The sequence below is a fragment of the Sorangium sp. So ce185 genome, assembly GCF_051526825.1.
Lineage (GTDB): Bacteria > Myxococcota_A > Polyangia > Polyangiales > Polyangiaceae > Sorangium > Sorangium cellulosum_D.
In genome coordinates this window covers 3,789,756-3,807,069 of sequence record NZ_CP150316.1, presented here as the reverse complement: position 1 = coordinate 3,807,069, position 17,314 = coordinate 3,789,756, and the positions used below count along the sequence as shown (strand labels likewise).

Below are 17,314 nucleotides of genomic sequence, written 5' to 3'. Positions count from 1 at the left end.
AAGCGCAAGACACCAGCCAACAACTCCCGGTGCTTCGAGGTAGACCATGCGCTTGCTCACCCTCCCCACCCCGGAATCGACCACGGCCCCGACCGAGCGCGCCACGGCGCTCGCCTTCGAGGACCGCCGATCGCACCAGCTGCTCCAGCGCGTGAAGCAGGCGGCCGCGGGCGACGCGGCCGTGCTCCTCGCCGGCGAGACCGGGACGGGAAAGGAGATCCTCGCGCGCTACGTGCACGAGCTCGGCGCGCGCCGCAGCCGGCCGTTCGTCGCCGTGAGCTGCGCGGCGCTGTCGCCCGCGCTCGCGGAGAGCGCGATCTTCGGAGTCGAGCGCGTCGAGCGCGTCGAGCATGGCAGCGGCGCGAGAGGCCCCGCCCCGAGGCGCAGCCTGGTCGAGGCGGCCGAGGGCGGCACGCTCTACCTCGACGAGATCGGGTATCTCCCGGTCGGCGCGCAGGACAGGCTGCTGCGCTTGCTGCAGGATCGCGAGGTCGTCCGGCTCGGCGCCCGGCAGCCGGCGCCCGCCGACGTGCGCGTCATCGCCGCCGCCAGCGTCCCGCTCGAGGACATGGTCGCCGTCGACAGGTTCCGTGAGGACCTGCGCTCCCGGCTCTCCGGCGCGGCGATCGCGGTGCCGGCCCTGCGCGAGCGGCCGGGCGACATCCTCCCGCTCGCCCGGCATTTCCTCGCCATGTACGGGCGCCGCCTCGGCCCCGCGCCGTGCGTGCTCGCGTCGTCGGCGATGGATCGGCTGCTGGCGCACCCGTGGCCGGGCAACATCCGCGAGCTGGAGCACGTCATTCAACAGGCGCTCCTCGTCTGCCGCGCTGGCCGCGTGACAGGGAGCGATCTGCGGCTCGCGAGCCTCCCCCCCAAGGCGCCTCCGCCCGCGCTCCCCGGCGCGTCGAGCGGCGTCGACGCGTGGATGGCCACGCTCGAGGGCGCCATCACCGCCCTGTTCGAGGGCGACTTTCCCAACGTGCACGAGCGCGTCGAGGAGATCGTGATCCGCGCCGCGTACCGACGCTGCGAGCGCAACCTGGGGCACACGGCGAACCTGCTCGGCGTCACCCGCGACCTCGTGCGCGCGCGCCTCTTGCAATCCGGCGAGCTCGCGGCGCCCCCCACGTCGGAGTCCCCAGCTTCGCTGTCGAGGGCCGGGGAGGCGCGCGCGGCGGTGCGAGAGCTCCTGGCCCCCGAGCCCTGACCGCGCCGCCCGCGCCGCGCGCGGTCACGGCCCGGAGCCGCCCGGCGGCGCGCGACGGGCAGTGCTCAGAATTGAACATGAAGGCGGGAAGGCGGGAAGAAAGATCAATGCTCTTCTTGCCTTCCCGCCTTCATGGGGACTCTCTCCGGGCACATCTGAGCGCTGCCCGCGACGCGGCGCTCTGGCCGGCTCAGCTCTGCGACCGCTGGGGGAGGATGTCGTTGGCGATCACCTCGCCGAACGGCCCCGTGAGGTTGGTGCGCGCGTCAGGCCCCTTCCGCGCGACGGAGAGCCGCGGGAAGAGCAGCTCGGCGACGCGATAAGCCTCCTCGAGGTGCGGATAGCCCGACAGGATGAACGTGTCGATCCCGAGCTCGGCGTACTCGCGCATGCGGAGCGCGACCGTCTCCGGGTCGCCCACGAGCGCGGTGCCGGCGCCGCCGCGCACGAGCCCGACCCCGGCCCAGAGGTTCGGGCTGATCTCGAGCGCCTCGCGCCGCCCGTTGTGCAGCGCCGCCATGCGCCGCTGGCCCTCGGAGTCGAAGCGCGCGAACGCCTGCTGCGCCGCGGCGATGGCGCGGTCGTCGAGGTGCCGGATGAGGTCGTTCGCCGCGGCCCACGCGGCCTCGGCCGTCTCGCGCACGATGACGTGCAGGCGGATCCCGAAGCGCACCTCGCGCCCCTCCGCGGCCGCGCGGCGGCGCACGTCCGCGATCTTCTCGGCCACGGCCGCCGGGGGCTCGCCCCACGTCAGGTAGACGTCGTGGTGGCGCGCGGCCAGCGCGTGCCCCGCGGGCGACGATCCGCCGATGTAGAGCGGCGGGTGCGGCGTCTGGATCGGCGGATACAGGAGCTTCGCCCCCTTGACGCGCAGGTGCTTGCCCTCGAAGTCGACCGTCTCGCCGGCCATGACGCGGCGCCAGATGGTGAGGAACTCGTCGGTCACGGCATACCGCTCGTCGTGGCCGAGAAAGACGCCGTCGCCCTCGGCCTCCGCGGGATCGCCGCCGGTCACCACGTTGAGGATCAGGCGGCCGTCGGAGAGCCGATCGACCGTGGACGCCATGCGGGCAGCCCACGTGGGCGAGACGATGCCCGGCCGCAGCGCGACGAGGAACCGCAGCCGCTGCGTGAGCGGGATCATCGCAGACGCGATCGCCCATGCATCCTCGCAAGACCTCCCCGTGGGGAGCAGCACGCCGTAATAGCCGAGGTCGTCGGCGGCCTGCGCGATCTGGCGAAGGTAGGCGAGCGAGACGGGGCGCGCCCCCTCGGCGGTGCCGAGATAGCGGCCATCGCCGTGCGTCGGGAGAAACCAGAAGATGTTCATGAAATCGTGGGCTCCTCGCCCGTGGATCACCGGGCCAGCGGCCCGGAGGCACGTTTCGCGCCGCAGACGCGAGGTGACGGGCTTCCGCGCGAGCGCCGCCCGCCGTCCGAGGGCGCCCGCGCGCACCGCGACGCTGCCGCTGCTGCTGGAGCAGCAGTTGCTGCTGGAGCAGCAGCGCGCGCGCAGCGACTGCTGCTCCAGCAGCAACGCCGGACAGCCTTCATGGCGCAAGGACCGAGTCCGCGCGGGCTGCTCGATGGCACGGCTCATGCCTAGTTCTAAGGCAATTTCCGACTTTAGCCAGTGATGTGCCAATGGCGCGCGACGTCGCGACATCGCATGTCCACCGAGGCCGAGGCATGCAGGGCGAAGTGGCTCACGCAAGCAATGGACAGTCGCCTCCGGCGCCGGGCAGCGCGCTCGACGTCGCCGACGATCTCGCGCGCGCCTTCGCCGTGACGGCCGTCGAGCGGGACAAGCGGGGCGGGACGCCCAAGGAGGAGCGCGATCGGCTGCGGCGGAGCGGGCTCTTGTCGCTCTCGGTGCCGGCGCCCCTGGGCGGCTGGGGAGCGCCCTGGACCGTCGTGCTCGAGGCGGTCCGGCGCATCGCCCGCGCCGACAGCGCCGTCGCCCATGTGTTCGGCTTTCATCACCTGATGCTCGCGACGCTGCGGCTCTTCGGGAGCGCGGACCAGGCGAGCCGGCTCCAGGCCGCGAGCGTCGCGGAGCGCTGGTTCTGGGGAAACGCGCTGAACCCGCTCGACACGCGCGCGCGCCTCGTGCGCCGCGGCGACGGCCTCGCCGTGCGCGGCGCGAAGAGCTTCTGCTCCGGGGCGAGCGACTCGGACATGCTCATCGTGTCGGCGCTCGACGACGCGACATCCAAGCTCGTCGTCGCCGCCGTCCCCACCCGTCGGCCCGGGATCCGGGTGCTCGACGACTGGGACAACATGGGACAGCGGCAGACCGACAGCGGCACCGTCGAGCTCGACGACGTCGAGGTGCGGGCGGACGAGCTGCTCACCACGCCGGGGCCGCTCGGCTCGCCGTTCGCCTCGCTGCGCCCGTGCCTCGCCCAGCTCGTGCTGGTGAACGTGTACCTCGGCCTCGCCGAAGGGGCGTTCGAGGAGGCGCGGCGGTACACGGGCACGCGGCGGCGGCCGTGGATCGCCGCCAAGGGGACGCCCGCGACCGAGGACCCGTATGTCCTCCTCCGGTACGGCGACCTGTGGCTCGCCCTCGAGGGCGCGCGCCTGCTCGCCGATCGCGCCGGGGCGGCGTTCCAGGCGGCGTGGGAGCAAGGAGATCGGTTGAGCCCCGAGCAGCGCGGCGGGTGCGCGATCGCCGTCGCCGCGGCGAAGGTGGCGACGTCGCGCGCAGGGCTCGAGATCACGAACGGCATGTTCGAGGTGATGGGGGCGAGCGCGACGGCCGCCAGCGCCGGGATGGATCGGTTCTGGCGGAACCTGCGCACGCACACGCTGCACGACCCGGTCGATTACAAGTCGCGCGAGCTCGGCGCCTATGCGCTGAACGGCGCGATCCCGGAGCCGAGCTTCTACTCGTAAGGGAGCGCGACACGACCGACCCGGGCAGCGAGCCCTCCCGGGATGGCGACGTCGAGGCGCGGCGCGCGCGCGGCGGGGCGGCGCCGTGACGGGAGCTCGCCTGACCGGACCCTGGCAAGAGCGATCGGCGCGCGTGCGCCGTCATGAGGAGAGAGACATGGCGAGACGAGATGATGCAGCGATCCGCGAGCGCGTGGGGGCGATTGTCGCCGCCGTGATCGCGCCGAACGCCGAGCGGATCGATCGCGAGGGGGTCTTCCCGCGCGAGAACCTCGACGCGCTCGCGCGCGAGGGGTGGAATGGGGTCCTCCTGCCCGAGGAGCTCGGCGGCCTCGGGCTGGGCCACACGGCGTTCGCCATCGCGGCCGAGGAGATCGGGCGCGCCTGCGCGTCGACCGCGCTCGTCTACGTCATGCACATCGGCGCGGCGCAGACGATCGCGCTCTTCGGCAACGACGATCAGAAGGAGCGGTGGCTCAAGCCCGCCCGGCGAGGGCTCGTCGGCACCTACTCGACGAGCGAGAAGGCGTCGGGCGGCCACTGGTGGTTCAACTTCAGCGAGGCGGCGCGCGACGGGGACGATTACCTGATCTCCGCCGAGAAGTCGTTCACGACCAGCGCGGGGAAGGCCGACTATTACGTCCTCCAGACGCGCACGCCGGGCGCGAAGGGGCCGACCGACATCACCTTCTTCATCGTCGACGGGAAGCGGCCGGGCATCGAGGCGGGCCGCTGGGACGCCCTCGGGGTGCACGGCAACCACAGCGGGCCGATCCGCTATAGCAACGTGCCCGTGCCGCGCCGCGATCGGCTCGGCGCGGAGGGCCAGGGCAAGGACATCATCTATCACGGCGTCTCGCCGGTGTACCTCATCGGGCTCGGCGCCGCGTGGCACGGCGTCGCCCGCGGCGCGCTCGCGACCGTGACCCAGTACGCGCTCGGCACGGTGCACCGCGACTTCGATCGCCGGCTCGCCGACTACCAGGTCCTCCGCCAGCAGCTCGGGGAGGCGAAGGTCCTCGTCGAGAGCCTCCGCCCCTGGCAGGCGGCGCTCGCCGAGCAGCTCGACGAGCTCCAGGCGGCGGGCAGGCCGCAGGGCGAGCTGCTCATGCCGCTCACCGAGTTCAAGGTCCACGCCGCCGAGGTGGCCAACAAGGTGGCGCGCCTCGCGCTCGACGTGAGCGGCGGCTACGGCTACCGCCGCGGGCCGCTCGAGCGCGCCTTCCGCGACGCGCGCGCCGCGATCGGCATGGGGCCGTCCAACAACATCGCGCGCGAGTGGATCGGCAAATCCCTCGTCGGCCTGCCGCTCGAGCTCTTCGAGGCCGGCGGAGAGTGAGCCCCCGCGGGCATGCTTGGAGGAATGAAATCATGAGTGATCACGGAAATAGTGTGCTGACCGCGCCGACCGCGCTGACCGCGCTGCCCTCGACGGCGCCTTCGCGCGGCCCCGTGAAGTTCGCGTACTGGGTGCCGAACGTCAGCGGCGGGCTCGTGGTGAGCAAGATCGAGCAGCGGACGCACTGGGGCATCGACTATAACCGCAAGCTCGCCCGGCTCGCCGAGGGCAGCGGCTTCGAGTATGCGCTCAGCCAGGTCCGGTACATGGCGAGCTACGGCGCCGAAAACCAGCACGAGTCCACGTCGTTCAGCCTGGCGCTCTTGCTCGCGACCGAGCGGCTCAAGGTGATCGCGGCGGTCCACCCGGGGCTGTGGCACCCCGGGGTGCTCGCGAAGCTCGGCGCGACCGCCGACGACCTGTCGGGCGGGCGGTTCGCCGTCAACGTCGTGAGCGGCTGGTTCAAGGGGGAGTTCACCGCCCTCGGCGAGCCGTGGCTCGAGCACGACGAGCGATACCGGCGCTCGGAGGAGTTCATCCGGGCGCTCCGGGGCATCTGGACCGAGGACCACTTCTCGCTGCGGGGCGACTTCTACCGGATCAACGACTTCACGCTGAAGCCGAAGCCGGTGCAGAAGCCGCACCCCGAGATCTTCCAGGGGGGGAACTCGAAGGCAGCGCGGCAGATGGCCGCCCGCGTCTCCGACTGGTACTTCATGAACGGCAACTCCATCGAGGGCGTCCGCGCGCAGGTGAGCGAGATCCAGGAGCTCGCGGCGCGGGCGGGGCGCCGCGTGAAGTTCGGCCTGAACGCCTTCATCATCGCCCGCGACACGGAGGAGGAGGCGCGGCAGGTCCTGCGCGACATCATCGCGCACGCGGACGTCGAGGCCGTGAACGGCTTCGGCGACGCCGTGCGGCAAGCCGGCCGCGCGTCGCCCGAACGCGAGGGCATGTGGGCCAACTCCAACTTCGAGGATCTCGTGCAGTACAACGACGGCTTCCGCACGGGCCTCATCGGCACCCCCGAGCAGATCGCGCGGCGGATCGTGGCCTATCAGGCGGCCGGGGTCGATCTGGTGCTGGGCGGGTTCCTGCATTACCTCGAGGAGGTGGAGCAGTTCGGGAAGAAGGTCCTGCCGATCGTCCGCGAGCTCGAGGCCGACGAGGCGCGCAAAGCGGCCTGAGGGCGGCCGGCGACCGCGCGGGCGCCGGCGCCTTCCGGCGAGCTCGGTCCGGGCGGGGCGGGCGCCCCGCGGGCGGTCGGCCCCGGATCAGCCCTCCTCGTCGCCCGCACGGCGCGCCATGCACCCGTACATGAACGGCGGATAATCGGCGTCCTCTCCGTGATTGCGCCAGGCGCCGACGGGGGTGATCCCCTCGCTCGTCAGCCGCCACGGGCCGAGCAGCGGGCGGATGGCCTCAGGGGCGCGCATGTGGAACCGGAGCCCCGGCGCCTCGAGCAGCGCGACGATCCGCGGGTACCGGCGGCACATCTCGCTGTCGAAATCGAGCGCCATCAAGCTGCCGGGCGGCGCCAGGTCGTGGAGCGACGCGAACGTCGCCGCGAGCTTGTCGTCGGCGATGAAGGCGGCGACCCCGACGAACACGATCCCGAGCCGCCGGATCGGCCCGAGCACGCGCTCGACCGACGCCCGGTCCAGCGTGGTCAGGTCCGAAGCGTCGCAGTAGGCATACCCGACGTTCGGCAGGCCGGCGAGGATCCGCTGCCCCATCGCGATGTTGATGGGATCCACGTCGGTGTAGAGCACCCGCGCGTCCGGCACGGCCTCGTGGACGTTCCCGGAGGTCGGCAGCCCGGCGCCGAAGACGAGGAGCTGATCGATCCCCTCCGCGCGGATCGCCCTCGCGGCGCGCCCGATGTACGCGCGCAGGACGCGGAAGATGCCGCGGAAATCGCCGTACGCGGCCTCGTATTCCTTCGCCGCCTCGATGTCGACCGGCAGGTAGTGAATGCCGCCGAGCCAGTAATCGATCATACGCGCCGCGTTCGCGTGCGCGAACCGTCCCACGGATGCTGAACCGCTCATCATCTGACGTCTCCTGCCATCTCCGGCCATCTCCGCGCCGCGCGCCGGCCGGCCCCGGCGGGGCACCTCATCGGCGCGCGGCCAAAAGAACGCCATCGTTGCCGATCGCGCTCGGCTTCCTCGCGAAATGGGCCCTCAGCTCGCCTGCGAGCCGCCGCTTCATGAGCTCCGCCGCCGGGTGCCGGTCGTACCAGAACCGCTGAAGGACCTCCGCGGCGCCCGCTATCCTCTCCTCGAGATCGGCCTCCTCGCAGCGGAGCTCGACGTTCACCCTCGTCATCTCGATGCTCCTGAAGCCGCGGCCGAAGAGCACCTCCGCGGCCGTCGCGAGCAGGTATCCCTGATGATCGGCCGCGTCGCCCGCCACGGCGCAGCAGTTCCTGTTCAGCAGGCCGATCATCTCGTTGTCGGGGGCCCCTTGCACGATCAAGATCCTCGACCCGCGCTTGTCGCACACCCGGATCATCTCCTCCACGGCCCTCACGACGTCATCGACGTAGTGAAGCACCCAGGTCGATACGACCCCATCGAACGTGTCCTCCTCGATCGGCAGGCGCTCGGCCTTGCCGCGCAGCACGCAGATCCTGTGGCCCGCTCGCCCCTCCCCGATCGCGGACGCGCTCGCCGCGTCGGGCTCGACGGTCGTGCACCCGCCGAGCGCCTCCGCGATGCGCCGCACGACCACCCCGGTTCCTCCGCCGATATCCAGGACCCTCGTGCAGCCCTCCAGCCGGTCGAGGATGGGCGGGATGTCATTGCGGACGAACCGGCGCGACGCGAGGGCCCAGGCCTGGTGGGTCAGCCGATGCGGCCGGCGGGGGCGCGCGGGCATCGCCTCCGGCGCACCGCAGAGAGGATAGCGGCTGACGTCGAACCCGGTCATGGCCTCTCCCGTCGGCGTCAGGACGCGCCGCCCCGCGCTCGGATCTCGTGGATGACGTGCGCGTGAGGCCCGTCGTCGTCGCGGCGCACGATCCGGGACGTGTACCCGAGCCGCGCCGCGATCGCGCCCGGATCGTTCTCTGCTCCCGCCATCTGCGAGAAGGGCATGAGAATGACGGAATCGCGCGCGACGAAGCCCCTCGCCTGGATCAAGAACCTCTCGATGATGGCGCGGCCGCCGTCACGCCTCATGCCGAACACGCCTCGCGGCGCCGTGCTCGGATAGAAGGGTTGATTGAACACGATGAGATCGAACATCGTGCCAGGTGGGACCGACGAGAACAGATCGCTCTCCACCGCGCGGACCCGGAGCGGCGGGTTCCTCGCCACGTTCGCTGTCGTGCACGCGATCGCCGGCGGATGCTTGTCCACCGCCCAGACCTCTCTGGCTCCGTTCTTGCTCAACACCAGGGCGAGGTACCCCGATCCGCAGCCCATATCGAGGGCGCGACGAGGCGTGTACCGCCCGAGGACGGCCGCGAGCCGACGCGGCGAGTAGCCCAGATCGGGAGGAAAGACGTCTTGTGCGACCCAGATCCGAAGTCCGTCGACGTCGATCGCGTACGGCTGCCGGCGGCGGATCGCGCGGAGCTCGGCGTCGCGTCGAGTGTGTTCGCTCGACAACATGCCTCATCCATATAAGTACGAGATGCGCCGCAACAAGAGAGAAGGCGCGACTTCGTGCCTGCGCGAGGACGATTGTAGATGGTGGGACGCGACGTCGTGTCCTGGTCGGTCCCTCAGGACAGACGGCGAGCCCTCCTGCTCTGCTCCAGCGCGTAAGCGATCCCGCTCTGCAAGGTCCCCTTGGTCACGATCGCCCCGAAATCGATGTCCAGCGCGACCAGCGTCTGCGCCACGTCGCCGCGAACGCCCGTGATCACCGCCTGCGCGCCGAGCAGCCGGAGGGCGCTCGCCGTGCGGATGAGCGAGGCAGCGACGCCGGTGTCGATCGATTTGACGCCGGTGATGTCGATGATCACGACCTGCGTGCTGTTCGCGTCGACCCCTTGCAGCGCCGTGTGCAGCACCTGCTGGGCGCGCGCCGCGTCCATCGTCCCGATGAGCGGCATGACCATGATGCGATCGGTGATCGGGATGAGCGGCGTGGACAGCTCGGCCAGCCTGTCGTTCTGGACCCGGATGATCTCCTCCTGGAGCGACGCCCGGGTCTGCTCGGAGCGCGCGCGCTCGGCGAGCTCGATCTCCAGCCGCTCGCCGGCCACGCGCAGCTCCTCGGTGCGGTGCTGCAAGTGCGCGTAGAGCAGCGCGTTCTCCACGGCGATGGCCGCCTGCGACAGGAGCAGACCGAGGAGCTCGATCCGCGCCGCCGTGAAGGCGTTGCTGACGGCGTTGTTCTCCAGGTAAAGCACGCCCGTGAGCCGGCCCCGGTGGATCATCGACATGCAGAGGACCGACCGCGGGCGGCTCGCGACGATGTACGGGTCGGCCGCGAAGCGCGCGTCCTCGGTCGCGTCGCCCAGGACGACCGGCTCCCGGGTCCGGGCGACGTACTGCACGATCGAGACGGCGATCTCGGCGCTGTCCTCGACGGGCGTCGTCATGCCCGTGCGGACCGCGTCGGGATCGACGGTCGCGAGCGCCTCGACCACGAGCCGCTCGCCGCGATCGAGGACGAGCGCGCCCCGCTGCGCCCCCGCGTTCTCCACGGCGATCCGCATCAGCTGCTCGAGCACGTTGTCGAGCTCGACCTCGCCGGCGATCACCTGCGCCGCGCGGATCATCGCCGTCACGTCGAGCACCCCTTTGCGACCGGTGCTGGCGGTCGAGGAGCTCGACACCGTGAAGGACACCGGCGAGTCCGCGCGGCCCGAGCCGGCCGCGGGCTGGAGGGCGAGCGCTGGATACCTGTCCACGAGGGCCTGCGCCTTGGCCGTGGCCCCCCAGCGGACATACCCGTAACACGCGCTCGCCAGGTAGAACCGCGCCGTCTTGCGCCTGCCCTTCGCGAGGTGGAACTTCGCGCAAAGCTCGCTCGCGAGCGCCTCGTCCCGGACGAACCCGCTCTCTTGCGCTGCCTCGATCGCCTCTTCATAGCGCGCCATCGCCCCGAGCTCGTCGCCGGACGCGCGGGAGCGCTCGGCGGCGACCAGGAGGTGCTTGTGCCGGTAGTTCTCCGGGCAGCTCTCCGCCCAGCGCGCGAGCCGCGCGTGATGCTCCTCGAGCATCGCCGCGCCCCGCGCCGGCCCCTCCGGGGCGGCCTCGCCCAGGGCGAGCAGCGTCAAGCAGAGATAGAACGACAGCTCGGTCGTGGAGACATACCCCATGCTGCTCGCGAGGGCCCGCTCGGCCGCGAGCGCCTCCGACAGCGCGGCGGCGTACTCCTCGTCCAGGAACAGGAGCTCCAGCTTGACCACGTGATACCAGAAGGCCGTGAACATCGCGCTCGGCGCGCCGAGCGTCGCCACGAGCTCGGCCTCGTCGAGCTCGTCGTCGCTGAGCGACGCCCCGCCGTCGGTGCGCCCCTCGAGGCAGGCGACCATCTGCCTCGCGATGGAGAGGAAGGCCGTCGACAGGGCATTCTTGGTCCGCGCCATCAGGCCCAGGAATCGGTCGATCTCCTTCCTGACCGACGCGAGCTCATCGCCGAGGCCGAGGCGGGCCATGACGATCGCGTTGCACGTGTACGAGAGGTAGGCGAAGTCCGCGGACACCATCCCTGCCTCGAGCGCGCTCCGGAGGTCCTCGACCGTCTCGCGCAGCGGGGAGAAGAAATGCGCGTAGACGCCGAACGTGAAGTGGATCTTGCAGGCCAGCTCGACGTTGTCGAACCTCCGGTTGAGCTCGATGCCGAGCCGCCCGAACCGCCGCGCCTCGTCGTACCGATCGCGCAGCACCGCCATGTACAGGCCGTACAGCACGAAGCCGAACGCGGACACCTCCGAGTGCCCCTGCCGGAGCGAGAGGTTGACCTGCTTCGCCGTGACCAACGCCGCGAGCCTCGCGTCGGTGAGGTACGCCGGCGAGGAGAGGTTCGTCAGGAGCTTCAGGACGATCAGCGCCTCTCGGTCCCGGAGCGCCGGGGCGAAGGCCAGGTCCTCGATCCGCCGGCCCCCCAGGTTGACGGGCACCTCCGCGAGCTCCGCGTCGAGCGCCGCCTGGACCTGCTCCTCGGAGCGAGGCAGCTCGATCCCGAACAGCGCGAGGCCCGCGCGCCCGACGCTGATGCAGTCCGCGACCTTGAACAGGGTGAGGTAGAGGACGAGCCGCAGGTCGTGGACCTGCGCTCGCTCCAGGGTGGAGCTCGCGCGGGACAGCAGGAGATCGAAGAGCGACTCGGCGCGATCGAAGTTACCGCACATGTACTCGCACTCGGCGAGCGCGACGGTGAGCGCGAACATCAGCTCGCCGTCGCGGGCCCACGCCTCTTCGCCGAGCAGCGACGCCCCGACGGCGAGGTAGCCGGCGGCCGCCTGGTGGGCATTCGCCGCCTTCGCCCTCCTCCCCGCGGCCAGGTTCAGCCTGGCGAGCTCCGCGCGCTCGCCCGGCTCGGAGATCAGGTCGACGGCGAGGTTCATCTGGTGGACCACGGCGAACAGGGCGTCGTCGCGCGGGCTCGCGCCGGCGTTCGAGAGGAGCAGCCTGCCGATCCGGAGGTGCGCCGCCTTCCGGCGCTCGTCGTCGAGCAGCGAGTACGCGGCCTGCTGGACGCGCTCGTGCAAGAACCGGTAGGACACGTTGAACCTGGTCGAGGGCACGTCGTCCGCCGCGTCGCCGCGGGGAGAGGCGTGGACGAAGCGGTACTCGGTGCCCGTGGGCTGGATGAGCCCGTCGCGCAGGGCCTCCCAGAGATCGCCGGCCGTGTCCCGGCGCGATCGATCGCAGATCGCCGAGAGCACCTCCAGCTCGAACTCGTGGCCGAGGCACGCCGCGAGCATGAGGGCGCGCTGGGTGTCCGGCGCGAGCCGCTGGAGCTTGCCCGCCATGAGCGCCACCACGTTGTCCGTCATCTGCATCGCCTGGATCGGGGCGAGCTCCCATGTCCAGGAGCGGGAGCGCGCGTCGAAGCGCAGGAGATCGTCCTGGCGGAGCGACCTCAGGAACTGGCTCACGAAGAACGGGTTGCCGCGGGTCTTGTCGAAGACGACCTCCGAGAGCGGCGCCGCCTGCTCCGCCGCGCAGTCCAGCGCCTCGGCGACGAGCTGAGCGACGGCGGGCCGCGGGAGCGGCTCGACGGCGATCGCGTGGACGGCGACGCTCGCGCTCCGCAGCGCGTCGACCAGCAGGCGCAGCGGGTGGGCCGCGGCGATCTCGCCCTCCCGGGTCGTGCCGATGACGCCGATGACCAGCAGATGCGCGGTGCCCGGCCCGGTCATCAGCGCGTACATGAGCTTGAGCGAGGCCGCGTCCGCCCACTGGAGGTCCTCGAGCGCGAGCACGACCGGGTGCTCCCGCGTCGCGAAGACGCGGAGGAAGTTCTGGAACACCAGGTTGAACCGGTTCTGGGACTCGGTAGGTCCGAGCTCGGCCACGGCCGGCTGGGGGCCGATGACGAGCGCGAGCTCGGGGACGAGGTCGAGGAGCACCTGGCCGTTCGGGCCGAGCGCCTCGAGCAGCCTCTCCTTCCAGAGCTCGAGGGCGCTCGTGCGCTCGGCCAGGAGGCTCCGGACGAGGCTCCGGAGCGCGCTCGCCACGGAGGCATACGGGGTGCTGCGGCCGATCTGCTCGAACGCGCCTTCGATGAAGTACGCGCGGCGGTGCGCGATCGCCTTGTGGAGCTCCTGCACCAGCGCGGATTTGCCCACGCCCGCCTCGCCCGAGACCAGGAGGAGCTCGACCGCGCCCCGGCTCGCGCGGTCGAACGCCGCGAGGAGCGTCGCCGTCTGCTCTTCTCGACCGTAGAGCTTCTGGACGATCCGGAGCTCGCCGACGCGGTCGGAGCGCCCGAGCGCGAACGGCTGGATCTCGCCGGTCGCCTCCAGCTGGCTCAGGCACTCTTCGAGATCGGCCTTGAGCCCGGCGCCGCTCTGGTAACGCGCCTCGGCGGTCTTGGCGAGGAGCTTCATCACGATATCGGAGACGATCTGGGGGAGCTGCGGGCTCACCTCCGCCGGCGGCGCCGGCCTCCTCGCGATATGGTGGTGCACGAGCTCCATCGCGTCGTTCGCCTGGAACGGGAGCACGCCGGTGAGCATCTCGTAGAGGGTGACGCCGAGCGAGTAGAGATCGCTGCGGTGGTCGACGACGCGGTTCATCCGCCCGGTCTGCTCGGGCGACATGTACGCGAGGGTCCCCTCCAGCGCCTCCGGCGCCAGCGCGGCCTGGCTCTCGCGCGACAGCCGCGTGGCGATGCCGAAGTCGATCAGCTTGACCTGCATCGTCTCGGGGTCGACGAGGATGTTGTGCGGCTTGACGTCCTTGTGAATGACGTGGCGCTGGTGGACCGAGTCGATGATGTGGGCGACCGACGCCGCGATCCGCAGCGCCGACGCGAGGCTGAGCCGCTGCGACCGCATCATGTCGCTCAGCGACCGCCCGCCGCTGTCCTCCATGATCAGCGCGAGGCCGTTCCCGTGCTTCCCCACCTCGATCACCACGGGGATGCCCGGGACACGGAGGTCCCGCATGAGCGCGTGCTCGTGCCGTATCTTGGCGAGCTCTCGCGGATCCGGGTACTCGCTCTTGAGGAGCTTCACCGCGACAGGCAGCCGATCCGCGTTGCGGTGACCACGATAAAGAACGGACGTGATGCCCTCGTAGATCTTTTCCGTGGCAGTGTAGTCCTGAAGAATCAGCATGTAATGAGCCCCTCTGGGCCATCGTACAGCAGTCGAACGCTTGAGTTCCACCTGCCCTGTTGAGCAGCCCTGTTTGAAGAGACGACGGAATGAGGTGTGGAGTCGGGCCGCGTCGCGACGGCGCGCGCGCGATCGCGTTCGACTGCGACGGCCTGGACCCGTCCGCTACGAAACTGGCGACGCGCAGCGTGAATCGCCTTACCATGCGCGGCATGTCCAACCAGCCATCCGAGCCCGCCCCGGTCCCGCCCGAAATCAGGGCGGGACGGGCGAGCCGCGCCCTCGACGCGCTCGAGCGGGCGGGCAACAAGCTCCCGGATCCCGCCCTGCTCTTCGTCGTGCTCGCCGCCGTGGTCGTGGTCCTGTCCGCGGCGCTCGCGCCGCTCCAGTTCAGCGAGATCGACCCGAGGACGAAGCAGCCGCTCGTGATCCAGAGCCAGCTCTCGGGCAAGGCCGTCACCGAGTTCCTGGCGAGCATGGTCCCGACCTTCACGGGCTTCCATCCGCTCGGCGTCGTGCTCGTGGCCTTGCTCGGCGTCGGGATCGCCGAGCACTCGGGGTTCATCAACGCCGGCCTGAAGAAGCTCCTCGCGGTGACGCCGAGGGCGCTGCTCACGCCGATGCTGATCGTCGTGGCCATCGTCAGCCACACGGCGGCCGACGCGGGCTACGTGCTCGTCATCCCGCTCGGCGCGGTCATCTTCCACACCGCGGGCCGGCACCCGCTCGCGGGCATCTCCGCCGCGTTCGCGGGCGTCTCCGGGGGCTTCAGCGCCAACTTCGTCCCTTCCAGCCTCGACCCGCTGCTGCAAGGCCTGACCCAGGCCGGCGCCGGGATCCTCGATCCGAAGCGCACGGTCAACCCGCTCTGCAACTGGTTCTTCTGCAGCGCCTCATGCCTGCTGATCGTCGGGCTCGGCTGGTTCATCACCGACCGTGTGATCGAGCCGCGCATCGCCCGCACGCCGGTCGACGCCGCGCCGGAGGAGGAGCCTCGCGCGGCGGACCTCACGCCGCGCGAAGCGCGCGCGCTCTGGGCGGGGCTCGCGGCGATGGCGATCTGCATCGGCCTGCTCGTCGCCGCGAGCGCGCCCGCGTCGTCGCCCCTGCGCGCGCCGGGCGGTCAACTGACGATCAGCACGGCGCCGCTCATGAACGCGATCGTGCCGCTCATCTTCCTGTTCTTCTTGATCCCCGGGATCGTCTACGGCTACGCGGCCGGCACGTTCACGAGCCACCGCGACGTGATCGGCGGGATGAGCAAGACGATGGGTACGATGGCCTATTACCTGGTGATGGCCTTCTTCGCCGCGCAGTTCATCTACCTGTTCAACAAGTCGAACCTCGGCGCGCTCGTGGCGCTCAAGGGCGCTGCGGCGCTGCAGGCCATGGCGCTCCCGAGCACCGTGACGATCGTGGGCATCATCGCCCTCACCGCGACGGTGAACCTCTTCATCGGCTCCGCGTCGGCGAAATGGGCGCTGCTCGCGCCGATCTTCGTGCCCATGCTCATGTCGCTCGGCATCTCGCCGGAGCTCACGCAGGCGGCTTACCGCGTCGGCGACTCGACCACCAACATCATCACGCCGCTCATGGTGTATTTCCCGCTGGTGGTGGTCTACTGCCAGAAGTACGTGAAAGGCACCGGGATTGGCACGCTCATGGCGCTGATGTTGCCGTACTCCATGACGTTCCTCGTCGCGTGGAGCCTGTTCCTCCTCGCCTACTGGCAGCTCGGGCTCCCCCTCGGGCTCGACGCGCCCTACGTCTACCCCTGAGCGCCTGCGCCCCCCGGGCCGCGCCGCCCTCTCCGCCGCGCGCGCGCCGGAAACGGCGGCGGAGAGGGCGCAGCCCCGCGCACCCACCTCTGCGCCGCCGGTGCGCCCGACATTTCGACGAACGCGCATCGATTGCGTGCCCGGCGCGACAGATGCGCACGCGATGCGGCCTCAGCCGCAAGAACGACGTGGGCTCGCGTATTTAGCCGACGGCGCGCGATATGCAAGCGCGGACGGTATGCAGGGCCGGACGGCAAAGCGAGGAGGGTGTTGGTATGAGCTCAATGCATCGCGGTGCGGCAACGAACGCTGTCGTGGTGTCCTCGACGCCCCTCCTGACCGGCGGCGGGTCGGTCGTTCCTAACCCAACGGGGTGTGCGCCCGCCGACAAGGACGCCGAGCCGCCACCCTCGGTCGCGCGCGCGCTGACCGCCGCAGCGGAGGCGCAGGGCGCTGAGCGCTCCGAGTCCTGGGAGCTGTGCGGCGCGCTGCTCGCCCTCGCCACCGGGTGGCTCGCCTGGTCGCTGCCCGCGCCGAACCCGCGCGACGTCCTGCTCGTCGCGCTCTGCTTGACGCTCGTCACGCTCGAGTACCGCCGCGCCGGGGCGCGGTTCCGCAAGGCGATCGCCGCGGCCGCGGGGGCCCGCGGGCTGACGGCCGGCGAGGCGGCGCGCGAGGCGTGGCGGCGCGACGCGGCCTTCCGCACGGCCCGCGCGGAGGGGGAGGCCGCGACGGGCGCTGACGCAGAGCGCCGCTGAGCGGCCTCACCGGCCAGCTATCCGCACCGCGGGCGCCAGCCGCCCCCCACGTCGCGCTCGCGGAACTCGGCGCGCAATTCGCTGCGCGCGTCGGCCGCGAGCAGCTCGCACGGGTCGAAGTAATGCGACGTCCGGGCCTGCGCGGCGATGGGCGGCAGCGCGCCGGAGAACTCCGGGACCTCGGGGCAGCGATGGTGCCAGAGGGCATAGCGGTCCGGGACCTCGCCGAAGCACAGCACCTCCTTGACCCCGCCGTTGCAGTTCGTGCTCACGACGAGCACCGGACCCGGCAGCGGAGCGAAGCGATGGATCCGGAGGACCACGTCGTGGTGGAACTCGCCCTGCGTCCAGTGCGCCAGGAGCTCGAACTCGCCATGTCGATCCCGGACCTCCTGCAGCAGCGAACCGAGATCCATCGCATCGGCGAGGGCTTGAACACACGCGTTCCCCATGGCGCACGCTCCTTCACGGCAGGCGTTGCTTACGTTGTAGCACAGCGCCCGCTCGGCACGGGACGTGGGCCGCGCGACCGCCTCGCGAGGCGCGCGCAACGGCGGCGCGACACGATTTCACGGAGCTCGG

The 17,314-nt window shown here is 71.1% G+C and carries 12 protein-coding genes; 6 read left to right on the top strand and 6 right to left on the bottom strand.

Features of this window, described 5'->3' with window-relative positions; genetic code table 11:
* Positions 1 to 46: 46 nt before the first annotated feature.
* Positions 47 to 1,207 carry a sigma 54-interacting transcriptional regulator gene (locus WMF26_RS14215; protein WP_438000778.1) on the top strand — a complete coding sequence of 387 codons (1,161 nt, stop codon included), beginning with the start codon at positions 47 to 49 and terminating at the stop codon, positions 1,205 to 1,207.
* 190 nt (positions 1,208 to 1,397) lie between these two features.
* On the opposite strand, the gene ssuD is transcribed toward WMF26_RS14215, so the two are convergent.
* Positions 1,398 to 2,537 carry an FMNH2-dependent alkanesulfonate monooxygenase gene (gene ssuD, locus WMF26_RS14210; RefSeq protein WP_438002408.1) on the bottom strand — a complete coding sequence of 380 codons (1,140 nt, stop codon included), beginning with the start codon at positions 2,535 to 2,537 and terminating at the stop codon, positions 1,398 to 1,400.
* Between the two features lie 359 nt (positions 2,538 to 2,896).
* On the opposite strand from ssuD, the gene WMF26_RS14205 reads away from it, so the two are divergent.
* From WMF26_RS14205 to sfnG, 3 genes are all read left to right on the top strand, one after another.
* Positions 2,897 to 4,105, top strand: a complete 1,209-nt coding sequence (locus tag WMF26_RS14205) for an acyl-CoA dehydrogenase family protein (RefSeq protein WP_437946735.1) — start codon at positions 2,897 to 2,899, stop codon at positions 4,103 to 4,105.
* 157 nt (positions 4,106 to 4,262) lie between these two features.
* The gene (locus tag WMF26_RS14200; protein WP_438000777.1) at positions 4,263 to 5,444 is read left to right on the top strand and encodes an acyl-CoA dehydrogenase family protein; all 1,182 of its coding nucleotides are present in this window, start codon (positions 4,263 to 4,265) and stop codon (positions 5,442 to 5,444) included.
* Positions 5,445 to 5,476: 32 nt separating this feature from the next.
* Positions 5,477 to 6,631: a dimethylsulfone monooxygenase SfnG gene (sfnG, locus tag WMF26_RS14195; RefSeq protein ID WP_438000776.1), complete on the top strand. Its 1,155-nt coding sequence runs from the start codon at positions 5,477 to 5,479 to the stop codon at positions 6,629 to 6,631.
* An 87-nt stretch (positions 6,632 to 6,718) separates the two neighbouring features.
* Here the strand turns inward: sfnG and WMF26_RS14190 are convergent, their stop codons facing one another.
* From WMF26_RS14190 to WMF26_RS14175, 4 genes are all read right to left on the bottom strand, one after another.
* Positions 6,719 to 7,495, bottom strand: coding sequence for an SAM-dependent methyltransferase (locus tag WMF26_RS14190; RefSeq protein WP_438002407.1), 777 nt, complete (start codon positions 7,493 to 7,495; stop codon positions 6,719 to 6,721).
* 67 nt (positions 7,496 to 7,562) lie between these two features.
* Entirely contained in the window at positions 7,563 to 8,378 is an 816-nt protein-coding gene (locus WMF26_RS14185; protein ID WP_438000775.1) for a class I SAM-dependent methyltransferase, read from the bottom strand.
* 17 nt (positions 8,379 to 8,395) lie between these two features.
* Positions 8,396 to 9,064, bottom strand: a complete 669-nt coding sequence (locus WMF26_RS14180; protein ID WP_438000774.1) for a methyltransferase — start codon at positions 9,062 to 9,064, stop codon at positions 8,396 to 8,398.
* A gap of 113 nt (positions 9,065 to 9,177) precedes the next feature.
* The gene (locus tag WMF26_RS14175; protein ID WP_438000773.1) at positions 9,178 to 14,196 is read right to left on the bottom strand and encodes an AAA family ATPase; all 5,019 of its coding nucleotides are present in this window, start codon (positions 14,194 to 14,196) and stop codon (positions 9,178 to 9,180) included.
* A gap of 212 nt (positions 14,197 to 14,408) precedes the next feature.
* Between WMF26_RS14175 and WMF26_RS14170 the strand changes: the two genes are divergently transcribed.
* Together WMF26_RS14170 and WMF26_RS14165 are read left to right on the top strand one after the other, a co-directional pair.
* The gene (locus tag WMF26_RS14170; protein ID WP_438000772.1) at positions 14,409 to 15,974 is read left to right on the top strand and encodes an AbgT family transporter; all 1,566 of its coding nucleotides are present in this window, start codon (positions 14,409 to 14,411) and stop codon (positions 15,972 to 15,974) included.
* A 317-nt stretch (positions 15,975 to 16,291) separates the two neighbouring features.
* Positions 16,292 to 16,732 carry a hypothetical protein gene (locus tag WMF26_RS14165; protein ID WP_438000771.1) on the top strand — a complete coding sequence of 147 codons (441 nt, stop codon included), beginning with the start codon at positions 16,292 to 16,294 and terminating at the stop codon, positions 16,730 to 16,732.
* Between the two features lie 17 nt (positions 16,733 to 16,749).
* Here the strand turns inward: WMF26_RS14165 and WMF26_RS14160 are convergent, their stop codons facing one another.
* Complete coding sequence (locus tag WMF26_RS14160; protein WP_437946725.1) at positions 16,750 to 17,184, bottom strand: hypothetical protein; 435 nt, start codon at positions 17,182 to 17,184, stop codon at positions 16,750 to 16,752.
* Positions 17,185 to 17,314 lie beyond the last annotated feature (130 nt).